Source organism: Kitasatospora sp. NPDC092948 (genome assembly GCF_044754805.1).
Taxonomy (GTDB): Bacteria; Actinomycetota; Actinomycetes; order Streptomycetales; family Streptomycetaceae; genus Kitasatospora.
Genome location: NZ_JBIVPU010000006.1, coordinates 443371 through 469226 on the forward strand (window position 1 = coordinate 443371; position 25856 = coordinate 469226).

General features: G+C 71.2%; 13 protein-coding genes. All 13 read right to left on the reverse strand.

The annotated features are described in order from the left end of the window. Positions 1-35: 35 nt before the first annotated feature. Entirely contained in the window at positions 36-230 is a 195-nt protein-coding gene (locus ACIQF6_RS21370; protein WP_400897234.1) for a ferredoxin, read from the reverse strand. Positions 231-238: 8 nt separating this feature from the next. Further along, entirely contained in the window at positions 239-1474 is a 1236-nt protein-coding gene (locus ACIQF6_RS21375; RefSeq protein ID WP_400897236.1) for a cytochrome P450, read from the reverse strand. Further along, positions 1455-2612, reverse strand: a complete 1158-nt coding sequence (locus tag ACIQF6_RS21380; RefSeq protein WP_400897238.1) for an acyltransferase family protein — start codon at positions 2610-2612, stop codon at positions 1455-1457. The genes ACIQF6_RS21375 and ACIQF6_RS21380 overlap by 20 nt, the downstream gene beginning before the upstream one ends. Positions 2613-2730: 118 nt before the next feature. Then, on the reverse strand, positions 2731-2949 hold the full coding sequence (locus ACIQF6_RS21385) for a ferredoxin (protein ID WP_400897240.1): 219 nt from the start codon (positions 2947-2949) through the stop codon (positions 2731-2733). Continuing rightward, a complete protein-coding gene (locus tag ACIQF6_RS21390; RefSeq protein ID WP_400897242.1) occupies positions 2946-4136 on the reverse strand; it encodes a cytochrome P450 in 1191 nt (396 codons plus the stop codon). The genes ACIQF6_RS21385 and ACIQF6_RS21390 overlap by 4 nt, the downstream gene beginning before the upstream one ends. Positions 4137-4163: 27 nt before the next feature. After that, the gene (locus tag ACIQF6_RS21395) at positions 4164-5795 is read right to left on the reverse strand and encodes a dipeptide ABC transporter ATP-binding protein (RefSeq protein ID WP_400897244.1); all 1632 of its coding nucleotides are present in this window, start codon (positions 5793-5795) and stop codon (positions 4164-4166) included. Beyond that, entirely contained in the window at positions 5792-6601 is an 810-nt protein-coding gene (locus ACIQF6_RS21400) for an ABC transporter permease (protein ID WP_400897246.1), read from the reverse strand. Before ACIQF6_RS21400 ends, ACIQF6_RS21395 begins: the two co-directional genes overlap by 4 nt. After that, complete coding sequence (locus ACIQF6_RS21405) at positions 6598-7575, reverse strand: ABC transporter permease (protein ID WP_400897249.1); 978 nt, start codon at positions 7573-7575, stop codon at positions 6598-6600. The genes ACIQF6_RS21400 and ACIQF6_RS21405 overlap by 4 nt, the downstream gene beginning before the upstream one ends. Continuing rightward, positions 7560-9128, reverse strand: a complete 1569-nt coding sequence (locus ACIQF6_RS21410; RefSeq protein WP_400897251.1) for an ABC transporter substrate-binding protein — start codon at positions 9126-9128, stop codon at positions 7560-7562. Before ACIQF6_RS21410 ends, ACIQF6_RS21405 begins: the two co-directional genes overlap by 16 nt. Positions 9129-9480: 352 nt before the next feature. Then, positions 9481-10458: an LLM class flavin-dependent oxidoreductase gene (locus tag ACIQF6_RS21415; RefSeq protein WP_400897253.1), complete on the reverse strand. Its 978-nt coding sequence runs from the start codon at positions 10456-10458 to the stop codon at positions 9481-9483. A gap of 106 nt (positions 10459-10564) precedes the next feature. Next, complete coding sequence (locus ACIQF6_RS21420; protein ID WP_400897255.1) at positions 10565-12493, reverse strand: HAD-IIIC family phosphatase; 1929 nt, start codon at positions 12491-12493, stop codon at positions 10565-10567. Beyond that, the gene (locus ACIQF6_RS21425; protein ID WP_400897257.1) at positions 12490-15597 is read right to left on the reverse strand and encodes a type I polyketide synthase; all 3108 of its coding nucleotides are present in this window, start codon (positions 15595-15597) and stop codon (positions 12490-12492) included. The genes ACIQF6_RS21420 and ACIQF6_RS21425 overlap by 4 nt, the downstream gene beginning before the upstream one ends. 15 nt (positions 15598-15612) lie before the next feature. Continuing rightward, positions 15613-25734, reverse strand: a complete 10122-nt coding sequence (locus ACIQF6_RS21430; RefSeq protein ID WP_400897259.1) for an SDR family NAD(P)-dependent oxidoreductase — start codon at positions 25732-25734, stop codon at positions 15613-15615. Positions 25735-25856 lie beyond the last annotated feature (122 nt).

Sequence of the window (25856 nt, forward strand, 5' to 3'; positions counted from 1 at the left end):
GGTGGGGTGGGCCTCCGGGCCCACCCCACCATCGATCACTCGTTCAACGACAGCGCTCGGGAGGGACAGAGCGAGACGGCCAGGCGCACCGCCTGCCACCGCTCCTCCACCGGGGCACCGTCCAGCAACACCACCAGTCCGTCGTCACCCTGGTCGAACACCTCCGGCACACTGACCACGCAGTGCCCCGCCGCCATGCAGCGGCTCCGGTCCACTGTCACCTTCGGCATGGTCGCACTCACCATTCCACCCGCAATTCCTGCACGCCCTGCATGGTGCCACCGCGACGGGCCGACAGCTGATCCACCGCGGTGGTGAGCCGCAACCCGGGCAACCGCTCGAAGAGCGTGGCGAAGGCGACCTCGAGTTCCATCCTGGCCAGGTTCTGGCCCAGGCACTGGTGGATGCCGAACCCGAAGGCCAGGTGCTGACGGCCCGGGCCGGAGCGACGCACGTCGAAGGTGTACGGATCCGGGTAGACCGCCGGATCCCGGTTGGCCATCGAGGAGGAGACCAGCACTCCCTCGCCGGCGCGTATCAGCTGCCCGTCGATCTCCAGGTCCTCGGTGGCCACCCGGACACCGGACACATCTGTCACCGACACCATCCGCAGTAGCTCGTCGACGGCTGCTCCGCGCCCGGCCGGATCGGCCATGAAGGCGGCCAACTGGTCGGGGTGCTCCAGCAGGGTGACCACGCCGAGCGCGATCATCTGCGAGGTCGTGTCATGGCCTCCGATCAACAGCGCGAGAGCGATCCGCAGGAGGTCCTCACGGCTGAGGTCCGGACTGTGGAGCTCCCCGGTCAGCCGGTCCAACAGCCCCGGACCGCCTGGCCGGCGCTCCTTGGCAGTGATCAACTCATCCAGATAGTCCCAGAGTTCCTGTCCTGCGGCCTCGGCATCCGCGGCGTCCTTGGCCTGGAGCAGCCCAATCGTCTTCGCCTCGAAGAACTCGTGGTCCGCATAGGGAACACCGAGCAGTTCCGAGGTGACAGTGGACGGAATCGGCAGCGCGTAGTCCGCCAACAGGTCGGCGGGCGGACCGATCTCCGCCATCTGGTCCACCAGACGGTTCGTCAACTGCTCGACACGGCCACGCATCTCGCGCACCCGCTTGAGACTGAAGTCGGGTGCCAGCAGCCGTCGGTGGATGTCGTGAACGGGCGGGTCGAAACCGATGATCGCGATCGGCTTGAAGATCGGTGCCTCGAACCTGGGCAGCACCACCGGGAAGTCGCTGCGCGACCGGTCGGCCGAGAGCCGCGAGTCGGCCAGCAGGGCACGGCCTTGGGCGTGGCCCGTCACCATCCAGATGCTACTGCCGTTCCACAGCGATACGCGGTGCATCGCTCCTCGGCGTCCCAGCTCCTGGTATCCCGGTGACGGTTGGTACGGGCAGGTACGGTCCTGCGGATAAGCGAAAGGAGTCATCATGTCCTCGCTCGGGCGGGTTTCAACGGGTGACAAGGGCATCGGGCCGGCTCTGTCCGGGGCTCTGCCCCTGGTCATCGGCCGTCACGGCAGGAGCCTCGGCCTGCGGTGGCTGCTTGCGCGCACGCGCTGCTCGCGGTACTGCCAGCAGCCGGATCGCGGGGCTCTCCACCAAGGAGTGCAGGGCCCAGGCCACCAAGGTGGCAACCGCGAACGCCCCTGCCAGCAGGGCGGCAGCGGTCGGCGCGCTCCAGCTGCGAGTGGCACCGAGCGCGTCATGCCCGAACTCCAGCACCAGGAAGTGGGCCAGGTAGAAGGCGTAGGAGACGGTTCCCAGCCAGACCAGTAGCCGACTGCGGAAGACCGAGCCTCCGGCGCGCAGGTCCACCGCGGCAACGGCCGGCACCAGCAGCGCCAGCGGCACCGCGACCGGTGCGCTCAAGCTGTACACACCGGGGTAGGAGGCCAGTTGTGCGGCGAACCCCACAACCAACAGGCCGGCCGGCAGCAGCGGGCCTATCCGGGGCCAGCGGCCCTCCCGGACGATCCGGGCCATCAGGATGCCGAGCGTGAAGTCCAAGGCCCGGATCGGCGGGAAGGACACCAGGAACCAGTTCTGGGTGAGTGACATGTGCAACCCGGGCAGCCGGGGCGTGTCGGGCAACGCGGCCCGGCCCAGGGCGGGCAGCAGCAGGATCACCGCGGACACCGCGGCGACGGCCCACCACAGCCGCGCCGCCGGGATCCGCCTGACCACTGCGTACAGCAGCGGGAACGCCAGGTAGAAGAGCAACTCGCAGGACAGCGACCAGGTGACCACGTTGATGGTGAGGATGAACCGGTCCTTCGGCAACCAGGTGTGCACCAGGAACAGGTCGGGCAGCAGGTCACCCAGGTGGACCGGTCGGCCGGCCCAGAACGCGAGCAGGACGGCCGCGCCCCACATGACTACGTGGTTCGGGTAGATCTTGGTCAGGCGCCGGCGCCAGAACCGCCGCACCGGCTGTCCCCGGCACATCGACCAGGTGAGCACGAAGCCGCTGAGGATGAAGAAGAACTCCACGCCGAGCCAGCCGATCGCGAAGGCGGTGGGCGCCAGCCGGGCTTGCGTACGGGCATCGAAGTAGCCGAGCACGAAGGAGTGGCAGAGAAACACCAGGAAGGCCGCACCAAAGCGCATGCCGGTCAGCGAGGGCAGGCGATCCAGCCCCGGGGTGGGTCTGCAGCCGGTTCTCGCAGTGCTCTTCAGTTCGGGCGCCGGCATGGCGATCGCTCCTCAGGCCGAATGGGACGGCGGGTCATCTGACCGTCTCTGCGGGTTCGGTGAGCCGGATCGCCTGGGCGGGGCAGAGGAACTCGGCGCGGCGAACCGCCTCCAGCAGTTCAAGGCCGGGCTCAGGGATGCGGACGACAACGATGCCGTCCTCGTCCTGGTCGAATACCTCCTCAGCACTCGCCATGCAGCGCCCGCCACTGATGCAGCGCCCGCGGTCGGCCTCCACCCGGGCGGCGCTCACCACGTCACCGGCAGGGAGAGCACCCGCTGGACCGTACCGGCCCCGAGAATCGGCAGCTCGCTGACCTCGGCCGCCAGTCGCAGGCCGGGGAGCCGGGTGAACAGCTCGCGGAACGCGACCTCCAGTTCGAGCCGGGCGAGGTTCTGGCCGAGGCACTGGTGGATGCCGAATCCGAAGGTCACGTGGTGGCTGTCGGAGCGCAGCAGGTCGAGCTCATCGGGCCGCCGATGGGTGCGCGGGTCCCGGTTGGCCAGGGTGCCGGAGACCAGCACGCCCTCGCCCTCCCGGATGGTCCGGCCGGCCAGTTCGATGTCGCCCTTGGCAATCCGGGTGGCGACCAGATCGGTGGTGGCGATGTAGCGCAGCAGTTCCTCCACAGCGCTGCCGAAACGAGTCGGGTCCTCGTGCAACAGGGCCAGCTGATCAGGATGTTCGAGCAGGGTGATGACACCGAGGGCGAGCGACGAGGACGTGGTCTCATGGGCCGCGATCAGCAGCACCAGCGCTATCGAAACCAGTTCGGCGTGGCCGATGTCACCGGTCAGCACCCGCTCCCTGACCAGCTGCCCGAGCAGGCCGTCTGTGGGCTGCTTGATCTGCGCGGTGACCAACTGGTCGATGTAGTCCACCAGGTCGTTGGCCGCGCCGCCGGATTCCTCCTCGGTGCCGAGCATCACCTTGCCGCTGGCGTCCTGGAAGAATTCGTGATCCTCGTACGGCACACCTAGGTGGCGGCAGATCACCAGCGAGGGCAGTGGCACGGCGAGCAACGGGATGAGGTCGGCAGGCGGACCGTTGTCGATGATCCGGTCGACGAAGCCGCTCACGAGGCGCTCGATCTCCGGCTGCATCCGCCGGACCTGCTTGAGGCTGAAGTGCGGGTTGAGGTAGCGACGGTAGAGATCGTGCTCGGGCGGGTCCATCGCGATCATCGCCAGACTGCGCGCGATCTGGGAGCGGAACCTCGGCGCCACGATGGGAAACTGGGGATGAGTACGTTTGGAGGACAGGTTGGGGTGGGTGAGGATCTCGCGGGACTCCTGGTATCCGGTGACCAACCACGCCTCACGACCATCGAACAGGGTCGCCTTGAGCAATGGGCCTTGCTCGGCGATCTCCTGGTAGCCGGCGGGTGGCTGGTACGGACAGGTACGCGGCTGGGGATAGTTCGGAGCCTGGGACGACATCTGTGACTTCCTTCCGGTGGTGTCTGCTCAGGGATATGACGGTTCGCCGGACGGTGCCTGCCCGATGTTCCGAATCGGCCGGGGAGCGGCGTCCAGCAATTGACGGGTGTAGGGGTGCTGGGGCGCGTCGAGGACCTGCGCGGCGGGCCCGGCCTCGACCACCTGCCCGTCCTTCAGCACCAGCACGCGGTGACTTACCCTCCGCACCACGCCCAGATCGTGTGAGATGAACACATAAGCCACGCCGAACTGTTTCTGGGTCTGCTCGAAGAGGTCGAGCACCTGCGCTTGGACAGTGGCGTCCAAGGCGGACACGGGTTCGTCGCACACCATCACGTCGGGCCGGGTCGCGACGGCTCGGGCGATCGCCAGCCGTTGGCGCTGGCCGCCGGACAGGTCGCGCGCCAGCCGGTCCAGTGCCTGGACGGGCAGGCCGACCTGGTCCAACAGCAGGGCAGCCTGCTCCCGCTGCTGCCGCCCTCGCACTCCCATGGCGCACAGTGGCTCGGCAAGCAAGCGGCGGACGGTGTGGCGAGGGTCGAAGGAGGAGAGCGGATCCTGGTGAACCACCTGGACCCGAAGCCGCGCCCGGCGGCGCTCGGCACCCCGCAGTCCGGTCCACTCCCGGCCGTCGAGTTCGATCCGGCCGGCATCAGGGCGGAGCAGGCCGGCGAGCATCCGCCCAACCGTGGTCTTGCCCGAGCCTGACTCGCCGACGACACCGAGGGTCTCCCCCGCTCGCACCTCGAGCGACACCCCTCGGACGGCACGCAACGTGCTGCGGTCCGGCAGTCGGTGCGACTTGGTCAGGCCCTCGGCCCGCAGCACGAGGCGGCCGGGCCGCCCGGGTGGGGCCGCCCGGACGCTGCCGTCCGGCACCGCGGCGACCAGTGCCCGGGTGTACGGGTGGTTGGGTGCACGCAGCACCCGGGCGGGCGGGCCCGCCTCGACGAACTGCCCCTCCCGCATCACGTACACGTAGTCGGCGAACTCGGCCACCACTGCGAGGTCATGGCTGATCAACAGCACTGCGGTGCCGTCGGCGGTGCGCTCCCGCAGCAGCCCGAGCACCTGACGCTGCACGGTCGCATCCAGCGCGGTGGTCGGCTCGTCGGCGATCAGCAGGTCCGGGTGGGCCGAGAGCGCGGCGGCGATCAGCGCACGCTGGCGCAACCCACCGGACAGCTCGTGCGGGAACTGCCGGGAGCGCAGCCTCGGTTGCGGCACACCCACCTGGTCGAGCAAGCGAACCGCCTCGTCCGCCAGGTCGTGCGGCGGGCTGGTGCGATGCTCGCGGGCCGCTTCGGTGACCTCGGCGCCGATCCGGCGCAGCGGGTCGAGCGAACCCAGCGCGTCCTGCAGCACGTAGCCGATCCGCCTGCCGCGCAAAGCGCGCCATTGACGACTGTTCAGGGTGGAGAGGTCGGTGCCGTCGAAGCGCAGTGCGGCGGCCTCCAGCCGGGCTCCGCGACCGGCCAGACCGACCAGGCTGCGGGCGGTGACGCTCTTGCCGGAACCGGACTCGCCGACCAGGGCCACGAACTGCCCGCGCCGGACGGTCAGGGAGACGCCGCGGACGGCCTCCACCCGGCCTGCGGCCGCCGAGAAGCTGACGCTCAATCGCTCGATGGTGACCAGGTCATCGGTGATCGGGTTCATCGCTGCCTCCGGTCCAGGATCTGCTGCACATGGCGGCCGACCACCGAGACGGCCAGCACGGCGACGGCGACGGCGGCACCGGGGAAGACGGCGGTCCACCAGGCCAGGCCGAGCAGGTCGCGGCTGCCCGCGAGCATCGCGCCCCACTCGGCCGTGGGCGGCTGCGGGCCGAGGCCGACGAAGCTGAGGCTGGAACTGGCCACGATGGTCGCGCCGAGCGAGACCACGCCGAGCGAAAGCACCGGGCTGAGCGCATTGGGCAGCACATGGCGCACAACCACCTGGGCGTGGCGAAGACCGAACCCGTAGGCGGCCTCGATGTAGGGGCGGTGCCGCATTCCGACGACCTCTGCGCGGGCCACTCGGGCGAAGCCCGGCAGCGCAACCACCGCCAGCCCGAGGACGGCCGGCCCGGTGCCGCGCCCGAGCACCGCGACCAGCAGGAAGACCAGCAGCAGGCCAGGCACCGAGAGCAGCACCTCCAGCAACCGGCTCAGCAGCTGGTCGACCAGTCGCCCGCCGAGGGCCGCCGCCAGGCCGATCAGGGCGCCGCCGACCAGGGCGATGGCCACCGCGCCGACACCGATCAGCAAGGAGGGCCGTGCTCCGTACACCAGACGGGCATACAGGTCCCGGCCGTTCTGGTCGGTACCGAGCAGATGGCTGCCGCTCGGCGGCACGAGCACGGCGTGCAGGTCGGTGCCGTTGGGGTCGCCACCGGTGAACAGGCCGGGTGTCACCACCATCACGGCCAGCACCAGCAGGATCGCGAGGCCGATCCAGAGTCCGTAGCGGCGGGCGGTCACAGCGTCCTCCCAAGGTGCCGGGCTCGCGGGTCGATCAACCCGTGCACGGTGTCGACCATGAGGTTGACCAGGACGAAGACGATGGCGGCCAGGAGCACCAGCGCTGTCACCACCGGCATGTCCTTGTTCTGCACCGCGCTGAGCAGCAGCCGCCCGATGCCCTGCCGGGAGAAGACGATCTCGATCACCACGGCGCCGCCGATCAGTGAGCCGGCCAGCCAGCCGAACAGTGCGGTGGCGGGGAGCAACGCGTGGCGCAGGGCATGACGCAGCACGACGGCCTGTTCGCTGATGCCGCGGGCCCGGGCGCTCGTGGCGAACGGCTCCTCCACTGCGCGGAGAAGGCCCTCGCGCAGCACCTGGGAGAGCACCGCAGTGGGCGCGGCGGCCAGTGCCGCAGTGGGCAGGATCAGGCCGGGCAGGCCGGGTGCGCCGATCGCCGGCAGCCAACGCAGTTGGAAGGAGAAGAGGGCGAGCAGCAGCAGTCCGACCCAGTAGGGCGGCAGAGCGACCACCAAGGCCTCCAGCGAGGCAACCAGGGCGCGAGTGCGTCGGCCGGCCCGCGCCGTCGCCTGGGCCAGCAGCACAGCGCCGACGGCGGTCACCAGCAAGGTGCTGCTCAGTAGTTGCAGGGTGGCGGGCAGCTGGGTCCCGATTGCCCGCCAAACGGGCTCGCGAAGCACGTAGGAGTCGCCGAAGTCACCGTGCAGCAGTCGCCCCAAGTAGGCCGCGTACTGCTGCGGCAGCGGGTCACCCAGTCGGTACTGGGCGGTGATCGCGGCGCGGGTGGCGGGGCTCACCTGAGCACCGGCCGCCAGCACGTCAGCGGTGCCGCCGGGCATCAGGTGCAGCAGCACGAAGGTGGCGGTGACCGCCCCCCAGAGCACGGCGAGCGAGGACACCAGTCGGAGCAGGATGCGACGCAGGGGCGACCGCACGAGGCGGGGCGCCCGGGCCGTCAGGACGCCAGCCATGCCGTGGACAGATCAGGAGTGCCGTCCAGGTCGAAGGTGACGCCCTGTACAGCGGTGCGGGTGGCGATCGAGGAGAGAGGTGAGTAGATGGGGAAGACCGCAGCGTCCTTGGTGATCTGCTGTTGCACCTGGTCGTAGGCCTGTATGCGGTCGGCGTCCGAGGCGGCCTTGAGCGCGGTACGGAAGAGCTGCTCGACGGCCGGGGCGTCGTAACGCGCCATGTTGTTGCTGATCCCCCGGCTGGGGGTCGGAATGTTGGCAGCGCTGAACAGTACCCGCAGCACCGAGGAGTCGGGGGACGCGAAGCTGGTGTCGATCAGGTCGTAGTCGCCGGCCAGCAGTTGCTTGACGTAGCTGCCGGAATCGATGTTCTGCTCCACGATGTCTACCCCCAGCGCCTTCGCCTGGGCCTGAATCTGCACTGCCAGGTCCTGGATGCTCGGGCTGGACCACAGGTGGCGCAGGCGCAATCGGCTGCCGTTCTTGGTGCGATACCCCTGGGCGTCGCGGCCGGTCCACCCGGCTTGGTCCAGCAGTCTGTTGGCGTCGGCGATGTTGACCACGTAGGCCGCGGCGACCGAGCTGTCGTATCCCGGTGTGGTGGTCGAGAGCGGCCCCTTGGCCACCGGGTAGAGGCCGAAGTAGAGGCCGCTGACAACGGTCGGCCAGTCGATGCCCTCCCGGAAGGCCTGCCGGACCGCAGGGTCGGAGAACGGTCCTGCGGCGGTGTTGGGCCAGTAGCTGTAATTCGCGCCCGGGTAGGCCTCCTGGTGCAGCGTCAGCCCGGGTGTGGCCTTGACGATACGCAGCCCGATCGGTGACAACGCAGTGGCTGCGTCGATCTGGCCGCTGGTGATCGCACCGGAGCGGGCCGAGTCGTCGGGCACCACGGTCAGGGTGATTCCGGCCAGATGGGCCGGGCCGCCCGGGGAGGGCGTCCCGGGGGGCCAGGCATAGTCGGGGTTGCGGGTGTAGTCCATGCCCTTCTGCGATTCGAAACCGCTGTCGCTGCGGAACGGTCCGGTGCCGACGATCTTCGTGCAGAGTGCCGAGGCTGGGCCGGCCAGCGTCCTGGGCGACTCCATTCCCAGACTGACGGTGGCCAGCGCGCCGAGGAGGTCCGAATCGGGCGACTTCAGGGTGATCTCGACCGAACTCGGGTCGACCGCGCGGGACGAGGCGTAGGAGGCGAGCAGGCTCGCGGCAAGCATCGACTTGGTGGTGGGAAGCACCACGTGGTCGAGGTTGGCGACCACGGCGGCCGCGTCGAAGGGGGTGCCGTCGGTGAAGCCGACACCGTCGCGCAGCTTGAACGTGTAGGTCAGGCCGTCCTGTGAGGTCTGCCAGGAGGTAGCCAGCCACGGGTGGATGGCGCCCTGCGAGTCCTGGTGGACCAGCGAATCGAGGATCGGGCGGGCGAACAGGCGGGCCGCCTGGCTGGGGCTCTGGTGCGGGTCCAGGCAGTCCGGTTGAGTGGGGACGGCCAGCCGCAGGATGCCGCCGTCCCGGGGTGGGCCCGCCGCGGCCGCTCCGTCGATTCCGATGCCACCCACGGAGCAGCCGGACAGGGTACCCAGGACAATCGCGGTGACCGCGACCGCAGTGGCGGCATTGCGGCGTCTGCGAAGCCAGGTGCCAGAATCCATCGTCGTCCTCACTGCTCTGCGGTGGAACCACGGGCGGCGCCGTGGCGCCCGCGTTGCGCACCGGCCCGTACCGGCCGGTGGCCGCTGGTGGGTGTCGGAGCAGTCACGATGCTCGACCGCGCTAAACCCGGCCTGAACCGGCGCGCAGGCGCCCGCCTCGGACGCGGTACCTAAACGGCCCGAAGGCTCGCCCCGGGGGTGGGGGCGAGCCTTCGGTGTCTGCGGTCGGCGGCCGGCCGACGAGGTGCCGGACGGTCGGTCAGAACAGCTTGGCCAGCAATTCGTACGAGCGGATCCGCGCCTCGTGGTCGGGCACCTGGGTGAGCGCGAACAGCTCGTCGGCCCTGGTTTGACGGACCAGCTCGCGTAGCCGCGGGCCGATCCGTTTCACGGACCCGACGAACTGCGGGTCGATCCGCTGGCGCAGGAAGACCTGCTCGGCCGGACTGAACCGGTGGGCGGCGGCATCCGCCTCGGTGGGCAGGACTGTGTGCGGATCGGCGGTGCGCATCATGATCTGGCCCAGCACAAAGGCGCTGGCCAAACTCTCGGCGCGGCTGTCGCTGTCGGCGACGACCGCGATGACCGCCAGTCCGGCATGCGGTTCGGGTTGGGAGGGCGTCGGCCGGAACGCCTCGCGGTAGGCGAGCAGCGCCTCGGGGGCGCCACCACCGACGATGGCGTGTGCATAGACGTACGGGAGGCCCTGGTGGGCCGCGTAGACGGCACTTCCGACGCTGGAGCCGACCAGCCAGAACCGGGGCGGCACCGCGGGCTCGGGCACCGCCCGGACGCCGTTGAGCCCCCCGCTGAAATAGCCGCGCAGATCGGCGAGTTGTTCGTCGAATCCGCGCCCCACCGGATCTCCGAGCCGGGCCGAGGCCGCCGGCGAGCCGCCGCCGGCCCGGCCCAGGCCCAGGTCGACCCGACCGGGATGCAGGCTGGCGAGGACCCCGAACTGCTCGGCGACCGCGTAGGCGGAGTGGTTGGGCAGCAGCACCGCCCCCGAGCCGACCCGGATGCTGCCGGTGGCCGCCAGGATCTGGCCGGCCAGCACTGCGGGGCTGGAGGTGGCCAGCGCGGGAGTGCTGTGGTGTTCGGCCACCCAATACCGCTCGTACCCGAACGCCTCAACGGCCTGGGCCAGTTCGACGGATCGGCGAAGCGCGTCGCCAGGCTGGTCACCCCGCCAGACCGGGGCCGTGTCATGCACCGATATCGCGATCGCCTCGGTCAAGACGCTCTCCTTCCAAGTATTCGTCTGCGTGTTCGCCAGTTAAGTCGAGGCCGCCTCAGGTTGTCAATGTCCAAATCGCGGAAGGAACTGCGGCACTGACGCACCGTCACTTCACTTGAACCGGCGTCGGCACCAGGTCCTGACCTGCCGACAGCGTGAGGTGCTCGGGCAGCCGAAGCAGCGGCCCGTCCGTGCGGAGCGACCGGATGTAGCGGGCACCGGCCGGCGATCGGTCCAGAACGCTGAAGCCGTAGTGCGAGTAGAAGTTCTCGACCTTCGCGTTCTTGGCCGTTGGCCGGTAGTCGCCCCGCACCGTGACGAATCCCGCCGTCCGAGCGCGCTCCAACAGCTCGGCCAGACAGGCCTGTTCGATGCCCCGGGCGAACACCCGGCAGCTGAGCAGCAGGTTGTCGATCACCAGACAAGGGCCGTCCTCGGTTTCCTCTCCCCGCAACAGGACCGCGCCGACAATTCCGTTGCTGCCGAACCGGTCGGCCGCCGACAGCGCCAGCACCCGGGCGTCCGGCCGCTCGGCCAGGGCGCGCACCTCGGTCACTCCGAGCCGCTCGGTCGCGAGGTTGAACTGGTTGGTGCGCATGGTGATCTGAGAGATCCGCGCGAACTCGGCCGGCTCCGCGCGCGCCAGCGTGACCCGCACCCCGAGACCGGCCAGGAACTGCTCCGCCGAACCGGCCGCAGACAGGAAGTCCGCGCGCTCGGATTCCTCGTGGTAGAGCCGCGTTCGGGCCCGGTCCTCCGCTGTCACCTCGGCACTGGCGAACCAAGCGTCGGCCAGCAGCCGTCCGACGTGCTCCGCCGGGTCCCCGTCCAGCGCCAGAACCGTCGTCTGCGGCAGTTCGGCGCGCACCGTGGCGCACTCGTAACGGCTGTCGTCGGCGAAGACCACGCTGTCCGCGCCCAGATTGAGCTCCTTCACCAGTGTGCGGAGATTCTCCGGTTTCGGTGACCAGTTGGCCAGGACGCGGACGAAGTCGGCTTCCCTCACGAGCAGTTCGGGGTGATCTCGCAGCGCCGTCAGCACAGCCGACCGGTCGTTCTTACTGATGGCCGCCAACAGCACTCCTTGCGACTGGAGTTGCTTGAGGACACGCTGGAACCGGTGGAACGCCTCACCTCGACGGCCGTGCGCCACCTCGATGCCCTCGATGCCGTCGTCGCCCAGCACCCCGCCCCAGAGTGTCTGATCCAGGTCCACCGCGAGTACCTTCTTCGTGCGCCCGGTCCGGGCCCGGACGAGATGGGCCATCTCCCTCGCGTAGACGGCGAGCAGCGGGTCGCTCAAGTGCGCACCGGCGTACACGTCGAAGCGCGGATCGGTGAGCGGAACCGGCTCGGTGAGCAGCACGTCCAGATCGAGCACCGTGAGCAGTTCGACAGTCGAACCGAGGCCGAGCAACTCCGCGTTGGCCGTGCGCCACGCCGCGCCAAGCACGGCACGAGCCCCATGATCGATCAATTGATCGGACAGACTCTTGGGAAGTGGCACGGTGTTGAGCACCATGGGTGCTCCGGTGCGAGCGGTGAATCCGGTTGCCAAGGCGCGCCAGTCAGCCACACTCCGCCGCAGGGCGGCGTCGATGTCCTCGGCGGTGAACGGCGCCCGGACCTGGTCGAGCACGGCTGTGTGGTCCAGCACACAGAACGTGAGGTCGGCCGGCTCGGTGGCGAAGGCGCTGTCCGGATCGCCCAGGTCGAAGACATAGGAACCGAAGTCCCCCGATCGCACCTCCGGCAGATACCCGTGTCGGGCCAACTCTCCCACCAGAGCGGTGCGCAGACCCGTGAGCAGACCGGATCCGGTGAGCGCTATCCGGGCTACAGGCAGCTGCGGGTGCAACGCGCGCAACTCGCCCGGATCGAGCCGGGACAGCAGACGGGCAGCGCCCGCGCGTTGGTCGACATCGAGGGCACCGAGGAGAGTGGCCACCCGGTCGAAGTGGCGGGGCAGGGTTCCGTGGCGGTGCAAGGCGCGCAGCTCGGCCAGCGCGGCGGCGGCATCGGTGTTTGCGATCATCGGACGGCCTTCAATTCTTCGGTGGCCAGGACGTCGTGGAGGTGGCGGGCGAGCTCGTGTGCGGTGCGGTGTTCGAGCACCAGGACCGGTCTGATCACCATCCCGGTCCGCTCCGACAACCGGGTGGCGATCTCCAGTGCGCCGAAGGAGGTGATGCCGGCAGCGGTCAAGTCGTCGCCGCCGGTCACCTCCTCCGCGCCCGGTCCCAGTGCGTCGGCCACTGCCGCCAGGACCCATTCGACCAAGGTCTCCCGGGGCAGGTCACCGGTGAGCGGGTCCACCAGGGCGGCAGCCGGCTCGATCGCGGGGGCCGCCTCGATCACCGCGGTGGCGGGCCGGGGCAACCAGTAGTGCTGGTGCTGGAACGGGTAGTTCGGCACAACGGTCGGGTCCGCCACCGGCCCGTCTCCGAGCAGCTCCGGCCACTCCACCGGTACGCCGGCTGCGTAGAGTCGACCCAGCGCGTTGAGCAGGCTGTGCGGCTCTGCCGCCGGACCGCGCAGCAGTGGGACGGCGGGCAGGCCCTCCTGGCGGTCCGCCAGGATGTCGCCGACCAGGCCGCTGGCTGTCGTGTCCGGTCCGATCTCCACGAAGACGTCCACCTGCAACTCCTCGCGCATGGTGTGCACGCAGTCGGCAAAGCGCACGGTGTCGCGCACCTGCCGCGACCAGTAGCCGGACGCGGCCAGTTCGGCCCGGCCTGCCACAGCGCCGGTTCGACCACTGACCAGAGTGATGACGGGTTCGCCGAAGGCCAGCCGGGACGCGGTCGCCTCGATCACGGGCAGCGCGGGGTCCATGTGCGGGGAGTGGAAGGCGTGGCCGACCCGCAAGGCCTTGGTCCGAACGCCGACGCCGCGGAACTCGGCGGCCAGCGAGAGCACGGTGGTCGCGTCGCCGGCCAGGACCGTGGAGCGGCGGCCGTTCACCGCGGCGACCGCCGGACGGTCCGCTTCGGGCAGCTGTTCCAGTCGGGCCCGCACCTCCGCCTCCCCCTCGCGGAGTGCGACCATCCGACCGCCGGCCGGCACCGCCTGCATCGCCCGGGCACGGGCGACCACCAGCGCGGCCCCGTTGTCCAGGTCGAACACGCCCGCGAGGTGGGCGGCAGCCAACTCGCCGATCGAGTGGCCGCACACCGCCACCGGTCGCGCGCCAAGCGAGACGGCCAGCCGAGCCAGGGCGACCTGGGTGGCGAACAGGCCTGGTTGGGCGTACTCGGTGCGCGCCAACAGGTCCGCGGGACGGTTCTCGGCCCGCCGGCCACCGCCCACGGAGCCCAGCACGATCTCGCGCAGCCCGGGACCGCTGTCCGCACCGAGGGCCGCACGGGCCCGGTCCACCGCGGCACAGGCTTCGTCAAAAGCCGCCGCATAGACCGGGAACGCCTCGTACAGCCCGGATCCCATGCCCGGCCGCTGGGTTCCCTGACCACTGAAGACGAAGGCCACCCGGCGCGACGGGGTCGCCGGACCGCCTGCACCGGCACCCGCCCGGGCGATCCGGTGCAAGTCGGCCGTGAGCTCGGCCAGGTCCGCACCGACCGCAACCGCACGATGACGAAACTCGGTACGCCGCAGCAGGGCGCGGCCAACAGCCGAAGGGTCGGGCGCCTGCGGATCCGTCGCCAACGCACCCAGCCGGGCCGCCTGGGCCGCCAGGGCCTGCGGGCTCCGCGCCGAGAACACCCATGGCACGGCCCGACCGCGGTCGGCGGCGTCGTGCCCGGCCCCCTGCGCACCGTCCGAAGCCGCCGTCGGGACTGCCTCCAGCACCAGGTGCGCGTTGGTCCCGCTGATCCCGAACGACGACACTGCCGCCCGGCGCGGCTCAGGACCGCGCTCGGGCCACGGGTGTGCTCGATCCAGCAGCACCACCTGCCCCTCCGGCCAGTCGACGAACTCCGACGGCTGCTCGGCGTGCAGGCTCGCCGGCAGCAGCCCGTGCCGCATCGCCTGCACCATCTTGATCACTCCGGCCACCCCTGCGGCTGCCTGGGTGTGTCCGATGTTGGACTTGACCGACCCCAGGTACAGCGGTGTCTTCCGGGGCACGCCGCCGTACGTCTCGATCAGTGCGGCGGCCTCGATGGGGTCGCCGAGCACCGTTCCGGTTCCGTGCGCCTCCACCGCGTCCACTTGGTCGGCCGTCAGCCTCGCGGCGTTCAGGGCCGCCTCGATCACCCGCCGCTGGGCCCGGGAGCTGGGGGCGGTCAGACCGTTGCTGGCTCCGTCCGAGTTGACCGCCGACCCTCGGATCCGGGCGAGCACCGGGTGGCCGAGCCGTTCAGCATCGCTCAGCCGCTCCAGCACCAGCAGCCCGATGCCCTCACCGAAGCCGGTGCCGTCGGCACCCTTCGCGAACGGCTTGCAGCGTCCGTCGGCGGCCAGCCCGCCCTGGGCGGCGAAGTCGGTGAAGACCCGAGGCGTCGCCATCACGGTGACACCGCCCGCCACAGCCAGGTCGCACTCACCGCCGCGCAGCGCCTGAGTCGCCAGATGGATCGCGACCAGCGAGGAGGAGCAGGCGGTGTCCACCGTGATGGCGGGCCCTTCGAGCCCGAGCGTGTAGGCGAGCCGACCGGAGGCGATGCTGGAGGCGTTTCCCGTCATCAGGTAGCCCTCCATCGCAGCGGGCGCGACGCCCGGCGGCGGGGCGTACTCCTGGTAGATCACTCCGGCGTACACTCCGGTCCGGCTGCCCCTCAGATCCCCGGGCGCGATCCCGGTACGTTCCAGCGCCTCCCAGCAGACCTCCAGCAATTGGCGCTGCTGCGGGTCCATCGCGCCGGCCTCGCCCGCTCCCAGGCCGAAGAACCCGGCGTCGAACCCACCGGCGTCTGCCAGGAAGCCTCCGGCTTGCGCGTGGCGCAGGGCTTGCTGGGACCAGCCTCGGTCCTGCGGCGGCTCGCCAATGGCATCGGTGCCGTCCGCCACCACTCGCCACAGGTCCTCCGGTGAGCGCACCCCGCCGGGATACCGGCAGGCCATGCCGACCACCACTATCGGATCGGCCCTCGTGGCACGGTCCAATTCCTTCTTCACTCTCGCCAGTTCGGAGGTCGTCCAGCGGAGGTACTCGACCAGCTTCTGTTCGTCGGTCACGGGCTTTGCCGCCTCTCAGGATCGGAGTTCCGAGTCGATGAACCGGAACAGCTCCTCGGCCGATTGCGGAACAGCCCCGGCTGCGGCATCAGCGGAGGGCCGGACGGACTCGGGCGCCAGGCGGTCCACCAGGTGGTCGGTCAGCGCGGTCGGGGTCGGGTGGTCGAAGACCAACGTGGCGGGCAACCGCAGGCCGGTGGCCCGACCGAGGCGATTGCGCAGTTCGACGGCGGTCAGCGAGTCGAAGCCGAGCTCCTTGAAGCTGCGCCCGTCCAGCGACTCCTGCTGCCCGGGCGCCCGGCCGAGGACGGTCGCCACGTGCTGCTGGACGAGCACGCCGAGCAGCTGCCGGGCCTGCTCCGGATCGGCGGCGACCTGTTCGAGAAGGCCATCGACCGTTCCGGCCTGCGACGGCTCCTCCGGGCGGCGAACCAATGAGCGCAACGGCGCAGGCAGGTCAGGGAGTTCGGCAAGTCGAGCGAAGTCCAGGTGAACCGCCACCGGAGCCGGGTCCGAACCCCGCAGCGCTTCGTCGAGCAGGTCCAGACTGCGGCGCGCGGAGAGCGGCAACACGCCCGCACGCGCCATCCTGACCTGATCGGTGTCCGAGAGTGCGCCGGTCATCGCACTGTCCGCCTGCCACAGTCCCCAGGCGATCGAGGTAGCCGGCAGACCGGCACCGGCGCGGGCAGTGGCCAGGGCGTCCAGGAAGGCGTTGGCCGCCGCATAGGCACCCTGGCCGGGACTGCCGACCACGCCTGCCGCCGAGGAGAAGAGCACGAAGGCGGCGAGGTCGGCGTCCCGGGTGAGTCGATGCAGGTGCCAGGCGCCGTCGGCCTTGGGGCGAAGGACGGCATCCAACCGGGCTGTGTCGAGGCCGGCCAGGGTGGCGTCGTCCAGTACACCGGCCGCGTGTACGACTGCGGTGAGCGGATGCTCGGACGGGACCTGGTCGAGCAGTAGGCGAATCTGCTCGGGCTCGGCAATATCGGCCGCCACCGCGATCACGTCCGCCCCCAGCTCGGCCAGTTCGGCACGCAGTCGCTCTCCTTCCGGGGTGTCGAGCCCTCGTCGGCCGGTCAGCAGCAGGTGCCGCACACCGTGCCGCTCCACCAGGTGCCGGGACACCAGCCGACCCACCCCGCCTGCGGCTCCGGTGACCAGCACCGTGCCGTCCGGATCGAGCGGGCGCGGCAGTCGCAGCGCCACCTTGCCGGTATGCCGGGCCAGGCCGAGGTGGCGCAGCGCCCGGGAAGCCTCACCCACACCCCACGCGGTCACCGGGAGCGGGGTGAGCACTCCGTCGGTGAAGAGCCTGGCCAACTCGGCCAGGATCGCCTGAATCCGCTCCGGTGGCACCTGGGCCAGGTCGAAGGGCCGATAGTCGATCCGTTGTCCTGCGGCCAGCACCTCGGGGTCGCGCAGGTCGGTCTTGCCCATCTCGATGAACCGGCCGTCGGGCACCATAAGTTCGAGGGAGGCATCAGTGAACTCGCCGGCCAGCGCATTCAGCACGATGTCCACGCCACGCCCGCCGGTGGCAGCGCGCACGCCGTCGGCGAAGCTCAGGTCACGGGAGTTGCCGATCCGGCCGGTCGCCAGTCCGGCCGCCCGTAGCGCGGGCCACTTGCCGGGACTCGCGGTGCCGAACACCTCCAGCCCCCAGTGCCGGGCGAGTTGCAGCGCCGCGCCACCCACGCCACCGGCGGCGGAGTGCACCAGAAGCCAGTCACCCGGCCGGGCGGCGGCGAGGTCGTGCAGAGCGTAGTAGGCGGTCAGGAAGACGGCCGGCACGGTGGCCGCCTCGGCGAAACCGAGGCCTGGCGGGATCGGAGCGAGCAGCCGGTGGTCGGTGACAGCACGCGGTCCGATGCCACCGGGGACAATGCCCAGCACCCGGTCACCCACCCGCAGTCCGTCGGCCTCCGGACCCACCTCGAGCACCACACCAGCGGCTTCCGTTCCGAGTTCGGCCGTGCCCGGATACATGCCGAGCGCGATCATGGCGTCCCGGAAGTTCAGGCCGCAGGCACGGACCGCGATGCGGACCTCGCCGGGCTCCAGCAGCCGGTCAGGCACCGGAAGTTGAATCAGGTCGTCCACGGTCCCGCTGCCACCGGTGGCCAACCGCCAGTTCCCGTCGGACGCGGCCGGCTCCGACGGGCGACGGCGCAGCCGTGGCACCAGCAGCTGACCATCGCGGAGGGCGAGTTGCGGCTCGTCAGCGATCAACTCGGCTGACAACTCATCCGACGTTCCATCATGCAGGACGATGCGTCCGGGTTCCTCGGCCTGAATGCTGCGTACCAGGCCCCAAGCTGCCGCAGCGTCCAGCGCAGCCGGGCGCTCCCCGGGCGCTGCCGCCACCGCGCCCTCGGTGCGCACCAGCAACAGGGTGTCACGCAGCCGAGGTTCGGCAAGCAGCCGGCGCAGCTGGTCGGCCAGCGCGGCCAGGGTGCTGCGCAAGGCGGCCGGTCCGAAATCCGTGTCCGGTGTGCCCGGGACCGGCAGCACCAGCAGCCGGGGCGGCTGCTGGTCCGTGTCCAGCGCCTCCAGCACTGCTGCCAGGTCCGGCAGTTCGGTACTGCCGAGCTCCCAGCGCGGCTCGCTGCCCAGGGGGTCCCCAGCGGACGCCGGTTCCCAGCGGAGCTCGTGCAGGGCATCGCCGAGGCCGCCGTCCGAACTGCGAAAGGCGACTGCCGCCACTTCCGCCACCAGTCGCCCGTCCGGTGCCGTCAGCCGCACTTCGACGGTGTCCTCGGCGATGCGGCGCAGCCGAACCCGGACGGTCTCGGGCGCATCGGCCCACCGGGTGAAGCCGCGCCAGCTGAACGGCAGTCGGATCCCGTCGGTGACGGGCAGCAGGTCGGCAACGCCCACCGCATGCAGTGCGGCATCCAGCACGGTCGGCGCGATACGGAAGCCGGGCAACGGTTCGATCCGCACCTCGGCGTAGCTGTCCGCACCTAGGCGCCAGGCGGCGCGTAGGCCTTGGAAGGCCGGGCCGTAGTGGTAGCCCTGGGCATTCAGGTCACGGTACAGAGCGCCGACCTCGACCGGCTCGGCGCCGGCGGGGGGCCAACTGGTCTCTTCATCGGGGACGGGGGCAATGCCGGCCGGGGCCAGACGCCCGACGGCGTGTGTGGTCCAGGGCGCGCCGAGCGGGTCGCCGACAGCGGGCGCCCGTCCGGCTCGGGCGTGCACCCCGACCGATCGCTGTCCGTCGGACTCGGCCGGGCCGACGATGAGTTGGAGCTCGACGGCTCCATCGGCGAGCAGCAGCGGGCGTTCAAGTACGAGTTCGGCCAGCGTCGGGACACCAGCCAGGCCGCCGGCGAACCCGGCCAGTTCGGCGAGTACCGCACCGGGCACCAGGACCGTACCGTCCACCGCGTGGTCGGCCAGCCAAGGCTGTTCCGCCACGGCGAGCCGCCCGTGCAGCACCAATCCGTCGGGCGACGCAATGCGGACCACATCGGTGAGCAGCGGGTGCCCGACGCGGGCACCGGGTGCGGCACCGACCGCGGCCGCAGCTTTTAGCCAGTGGCGCTGCCGGTCGAAGACGTAACCGGGCAGTGGCGGCAGCGCGGGCCGTGGCCCGGAACCGGGGGATCCGGCGGACCAGTCGACCGGGATACCCCGGACCCAGGCTTCGGCGGCCGAGGTCAGCAGCCGGGCCAGTCCGCCTTCGTCGCGGCGAAGGGTGCCCAGCACTGCGTGCCGGTCACCGGCCGGGCCATCGGTCTCCAATGTCTCCTGCACCGCCGTGGTGAGCACCGGATGCGGGCTGATCTCGATGAACACCTCGTGCCCCGCTTCGGCGGCCGTGGCGACAGCGTGCTGCAGCAGCACGGTGGCACGCAGGTTGCGGTACCAGTAGTCGGGCTGGGCATAGTGCGGATCACCGGGCTCGACCTCGGCACCGGTGACGGTGGAGAAAATCCGGGCCGCGAAGACCTGCGCGGGTGCCACAGCGGGCAGCATGTGCAGCAGTTCCGCCTCCAGCGGCTCCACCTGCACCGAGTGCGAGGCGTAGTCGACGTCGACCAGCCGGGAGCGGACCCCAGCCTCTCGCAACTGAGTTCGCAGCTCCTGCACCGCCTCCTGCGGACCCGCCAGCACGGTGGCGGTCGGACCGTTGAGAGCGGCTACCCCGACCGCACCACCAACAGTCGCCAGGAGCGGGCGCAGCGCTGCCTCGTCCTGCGCCACCGAGAGCATTGCGCCGGTGCCGGCCAGGGCCCGCAGCGCCCTGCTGCGAAGTGCGACCACGGTTGCCGCCTCCGCCAGACCGATCGCGCCGGCCGCCAGGGCTGCCGCGATCTCACCCTGCGAGTGGCCGATCACAGCGGACGGGCGCACTCCGAGGGACTCCCACACGGCGGTCAGAGCGGTCATCACCGCCCACAGCGCGGGCTGCACCACGTCAACCCGGTTCAGATCGGCCCCGCGTCCGTGCAACGTCTCCAGCAGCGGCCAGCCGGTCACCGGATCCAGTGCCGCACCACACTCGGAGATCCTGGCCGCGAAGGCGGGGGACTGCGCGATCAGGTCGCGCGCCATGCCGAGCCACTGAGTGCCCTGGCCCGGGTAGAGGAAGACCGGCGCGGTGCTGCCGGTGGTCCTCCCGGTGACCACGCCTGGGCTCGGCAGATCGGCGGCGACGGCGGTCAGCCCTGCCTCTGCCTGCGCCGAGTCGACTGCGACGACCGCCGCACGGTAGTCGAACCCACCGGCGGTGCGAGCGAGTTCCGCGGCAACGTCGGCCAGTTCAAGGCCCGGGTGGTCGGCCAGGTAGCCGGCCAGACGTCGGGCCCGCTCACGCAGGGACCGTTCCGAACGAGCCGTCAGGATCAACACAACGGGCTGTTCGATCCCGGGTGTGGACGCGGTGCCCGGCACCACGTCCGACTCCGTCGGAGCGGGTTCCTCCAGCACCACATGGGCGTTGGTGCCGCTCATGCCGAAGGCCGAGACCGCGAACCGGCGGGTCCGCTCCCCCGGCTCCCATGACCGCGCCTCGGTGAGCAGGGCCATGCCGCCTCGCTCCCAGTCGACGTGGCGCGACGGGACGTCCGCGTACAGGGTGCGCGGCAGCCGTCGGTTCGTCAGCGCCTGCACCATCTTGATGATCCCGCCGACTCCGGCGGCGGCCTGGGTGTGCCCGATGTTCGATTTCAGCGAGCCGACAAGCAGCGGCCGGTCCGCCGGGCGGTCGGCACCGTAGGTGGCGAGCAGCGCGCGGGCCTCCACCGGGTCGCCCAGGGTGGTTCCGGTGCCGTGCGCCTCCACCGCGTCCACATCGTCGGGGCTCAGTCCGGCGTCACCGAGGGCCGCTCGGATCACCCGCTGCTGGGCGATTCCGCTGGGCGCGGTGAGCCCGTTGCTGGCACCGTCCTGGTTGACCGCCGAGCCGCGCAGCACAGCCAGCACCGGGTGACCGCGGCGCTGGGCATCGGAGAGCCGCTCGACCAGCAGCATGCCGACACCCTCACTGAAGCCGGTGCCGTCGGCACTGTCCGCGAAGGCCCGACAGCGGCCGTCCGGCGAGAGACCCCGCTGTCGGCTGAATTCCACGAACGTGGCCGGGGTGGCCATCACGGTCGCGCCACCCACCAGGGCGAGGTCGCACTCCCCCGCGCGCAGAGCCCGGGCCGCAAGGTGCAGCGCGACCAGGGAGGAGGAACATGCGGTGTCCACCGTCACCGCCGGGCCCTCCAGTCCGAAGGTGTAGGAGATCCGCCCGGAAGCCACGCTGCCCGCGCTACCAGTGCCCAGGTAGCCGCCGTGCTCGCGTGGGTCGCCGTGGGCGCGGCCGCCGTACTCGGTGTAGATCAGGCCGACGTAGACACCGGTACGGGAGCCCCGGAGTTCGGCCGGATCCAGTCCGGCCCGCTGGAACGCCTCCCAGGCAGTCTCCAGGAGCAGCCGCTGCTGCGGGTCGGTGGCACGCGCCTCGCGGGGATTGAGTTCGAAGAAGTCGGCGTCGAACTCGGCCGCGTCGTAGAGGAATCCACCCTCTCGCACGGTAGCGGTGCCAGGGTGGTCGGGGTCGCTGTGGTAGAGCCGTTCCAGGTCCCAACCGCGGTCGGTGGGGAACGGTCCGATGGCGTCGCCGCCGCGTTCCAGCAGTTGCCACAGCTCCTCAGGCGTGCTGACGCCTCCCGGGTAGCGGCAGGCCATCGCTGTGATCACCACTGGGTCATGGGCCGGCTCGGCGGGGAGCCCGCGGGCGGCCGCAGCGGTGCCCCCGCCGTCGGAGGGATCCGCAGCGAGATGGCGGGCCAGGGCATGCGGGGTCGGATGGTCGAACACCACCGTCGACGGGAGCTTGCGGCCGGTTGCGCGACCGAGGTGATCGCGCAGCCGCACAGCGGTCAGCGAGTCCAGGCCCAGCTCCCGCAGTGGGCGGTCCGGGCGGACGTCACGGGGCGAGTCATAGCCGAGGACCCCGGCGACCGCACGCAACACGGTGTCGAGCATCCGCTCCTCGCGGCGGGCGGGGCTCGAATCAAAGCCCTGCTGCGGGGACGCGCCCTTCAGGAACAGTGCGGCGGCCTCCGCCGGAGGGTCGGCCGACTGCGACCCGACGGTTCCCCGCGGAGCGTCGACCGCCTCCGGCTCCACAGGCCGCAGACGCAGCTCGCTGACGCTCAGTAGGGGCCGCCCGTCGTCGTCGGTGCCCAACAGTCGCACGGTCTCGGGCCCGGTCCACTCGGCCAGCACCCGGGTGAGCGCCCCGGTGTCGGTACCGAGCCGCACGCCCGTCCAGCTGAACGGGGCGAGCAGCTGCCCGTCACCGTCGTCCGAGCGGCCGAGGAGGGCGGCCTGCACCACGCCGTCCAGCACCTGCCCGGTCGCCTCGAAGTCCGCCAACTCGGCGACGACCAAGCCTTGTCGAGAGCCCGCCGCCCGCACCGCCCGGAGTCCGGGTCCGTAGTGGACGCCCAACTCCGCCAGGGCGGCGTAGCCGACCCCGACATCGATCGGCGCGAGGCCGTCAGGCAGGGAAGGCTGCCAGGCCTCTCCCTTCCGGCTCCCCAGGGCCGCGGCGGCGTGCGGCCGCCAGGGGTGGTCCGCCGCCGCCCGGCTGTGCAGACGCAGGACCGTGCCCTCCGGCTCCAGATCCACCGTCACCTGCAACATGCGCCAGGGAGTCGGGTCGAGGGGCGCCAACAAGGTCAGCTCCTCGAAGCCGTCGAGGCCCAGACGCGCGGCGACGAAGAGTACCAGGTCGGCGATGGCACCGCTCGGCAGCACTGTCCGATCGCCGAGCCGGTGTTCGCGCAGCCAACCGCCCGTGCCGCCGGGCAGCGTGCCGGTGAAGACCACACCGCGCCCGTCAGCCCGCTCGACAACAGTGTCGAGCAGCGGATGCCCCGCGTCGTCCGAGGCTCCCGGGTCGGCTGCCCGGTTGGTGTCCAGCCAGAACCGCCGCTCCTGGAAGGCATAAGTGGGCAGCTCCACGATCCGACCCTGAGCCGTCCCGGACCAATCGACCGCGGCCCCGGTCACGTGCAGCTCACCTGCGGAAAGCAGCAGTTGGCCCAGCCCGCCGTGGTCGCGGCGGAGCGTGGCGGTGACCGTCCCCGGCAGGTCGGCGTTCTCCAGGGTGTCGCGCAGAGCGGCGACGAGCACCGGGTGGGCACTGACCTCCAGGAAACGCCGGTGCCCTGCCTCGGCCAGCGCGCGCACGGTGTCGGCCAGTCGGACCGGCTCGCGCAGATTGCGGTACCAGTACTCGGCGTCCAGGCCAGTGGTGTCCAGCTGACCAGCGGTGACCGAAGAATGGAACGGAACCGCGGACCGCTTCCCGCGGAGACCGGCGAACCGGTCGAGCAGTCCGGCACGCAGCGGCTCGACGGCCGCCGAGTGCGATGCGTAGTCAACCGGGATCAACCTGGTCCGGACGCCCTCCCGCTCGCAGTCGGCCACGAGCGCACGAACCGCCTCGACCGTACCGGAAACCACCGTGGCACGCGGCCCGTTGACAGCCGCCACGGTCACCCCGGCGTCGAGCCGGGCCACCACCTCGGCAGCCGGCAGCTCCACCGAGGCCATCGCGCCCCGGCCGGCGATCCCCACCAGGGCCTTGCTGCGCTCGGCAACCAGTTCAGCGCCTTGGTCCAGATCCAGTGCGCCGGCGACGACGGCGGCCGCGATCTCCCCCTGGGAGTGGCCCACCACGGCCGCCGGCTCCACGCCGAGCGAGCGCCAGGCGGCAGCCAACGAGACCATCACCGCGAAGAGCGCGGGCTGCACCACGTCCACCCGGTCCAGCAGCGCGCTGTCCTGCCCGGTGACCACGCGCAGCAGATCCCAGTCGGTATGCGGTGCGAGTGCCGCCGCGCAGCGCTCCAGTTCTCGCCTGAACGGCTCGCTGCTGCTGTGCAGTTCACGGGCCATCCCGGCCCACTGGGACCCCTGTCCGGGGAAGACGAAGACCGGGCGGCCGACCGGATCGGCCTCGCCGGAGGCCGCGCCGGCGGACGGCATCCCTTCTTCGACAGCCACCAGCCCCCGTTGGAAGTCGGTCAGCTGCCGTCCGACCAGCACCGCCCGGTGGGGCAGCAGGGCCCGCCCGGTGCGCAGTGTGCGGGCGATGTCTGCCGGGGCCGACTCCGGGTGGGTGGCCAGGTGCTCGCGCAGTCTGCCGGCCTGGGCGGACAGGGCCTGCTCGGTGTGGCCGGAGACCACCCAGACAGTCGGCCGGTCATCGGCGTTCGCGGGTGCCGGCCCCGGCTGCGATTCCTGCCGCGGGGCTGCTTCCAGGATGACGTGCGCGTTGGTGCCGCTGATTCCGAACGAGGAGATCGCTGCCCGACGCGGCCGGTCCCGTTCCGGCCAGGCCCGCTCCTCGGCCAGCAGCCGCACACCACCCGACCAGTCGATGTCCGCCGACGGCTGCTCGGCGTGCAGGGTGGCGGGCAGGATCCCGTGCCGCATCGCCAGCACCATCTTGATCACGCCGCCGGCTCCCGCTGCGGCCTGAGTGTGCCCGATGTTGGACTTCAGCGAGCCCAGCCAGAGCGGGTCGCCGCTCGGCCGGGCCGCACCGTAGGTGGCGATCAGCGCCCCGGCTTCCACAGGGTCGCCGAGCCGGGTGCCGGTGCCGTGGCCCTCCACCGCGTCCACCTCGGCCGGGTCGAGTCCGGCGTCGGCCAACGCGGCCCGGATGACCCGCTGTTGGGCAGTGCCATTGGGCGCGGAGAGCTGGGTGCTCGCGCCGTCCTGGTTGACCGCGCTGCCACGCAGCACCGCGATCACCGGGTGGCCTTCTCGCAGCGCGTCCGAGAGCCGCTCCACCAGCAGCAGGCCGACACCCTCCGCCCAGCCGGTGCCATCGGCCCCGGCCCCGTACGCCTTGCAGCGCCCGTCCGGGGACAGGCCGCGTTGACGGCTGAACTCCACGAAGGTGGCGGGGGTGGCCATCACGGTCGCCCCGCCGGCCACTGCGAGCCGGCAATCGCCCCGGCGCACAGCCTGGGCCGCGTAGTGCAGCGCGACCAGCGAGGAGGAACAGGCGGTGTCAATGGTGACCGCCGGGCCCTCCAGCCCGAACGTGTAGGAGATCCGCCCGGAGGCTATGCTGCCCGCGCTACCGGTGCCGATGAAGCCCTCGAAGCCCTCGGGTGCCCGGGAGTGCCGCGAGCCGTAATCGCCGTACATCACGCCCGCGAAGACGCCGACCGACTGCCCGGCGAGCGAGTGCGGGTCCAGTCCGGCCCGCTCGAACAGCTCCCAGGTGGTCTGGAGCAGCAGCCGCTGCTGCGGGTCGACGGTCAACGCCTCGCGCGGACTGATACCGAACAGCTCCGCGTCAAAATCGGCGGCGTCGTGCAGGAATCCGCCCGCGGCGGCGTAGCTGGTGCCCTCCCGGTCGGGATCCGGATCGATGAGACTGTCCAGCGGCCAGCCCCGGTCGGTCGGGAAGGGGGTGATCGCGTCGGTCCGGGTCGACACCAATCGCCACAGGTCCTCCGGAGATCGGACGCCGCCGGGGAACCGGCAGGCCATGCTGACGATTGCCAGGGGTTCGCGGGCGGCCTGCTCGGCCTGCTCCAGGGCGGCGCGGGTGCGCAACAGGTCGGTGGTGGTCCTCCGCAGATAGTCGCGGAGCCGGTCCTCGTTCGCCATTGGTGGGCAACTCTCCGTTAGCCGAGTGGAGTGCATGGTCAGGAGACGGGGCCAAGGGCCAGGGGCCAGGGGCCAGGGGCCAGGGGCACCGCGGGACGCCGTGGACGCCGTCCCGCGGTGGG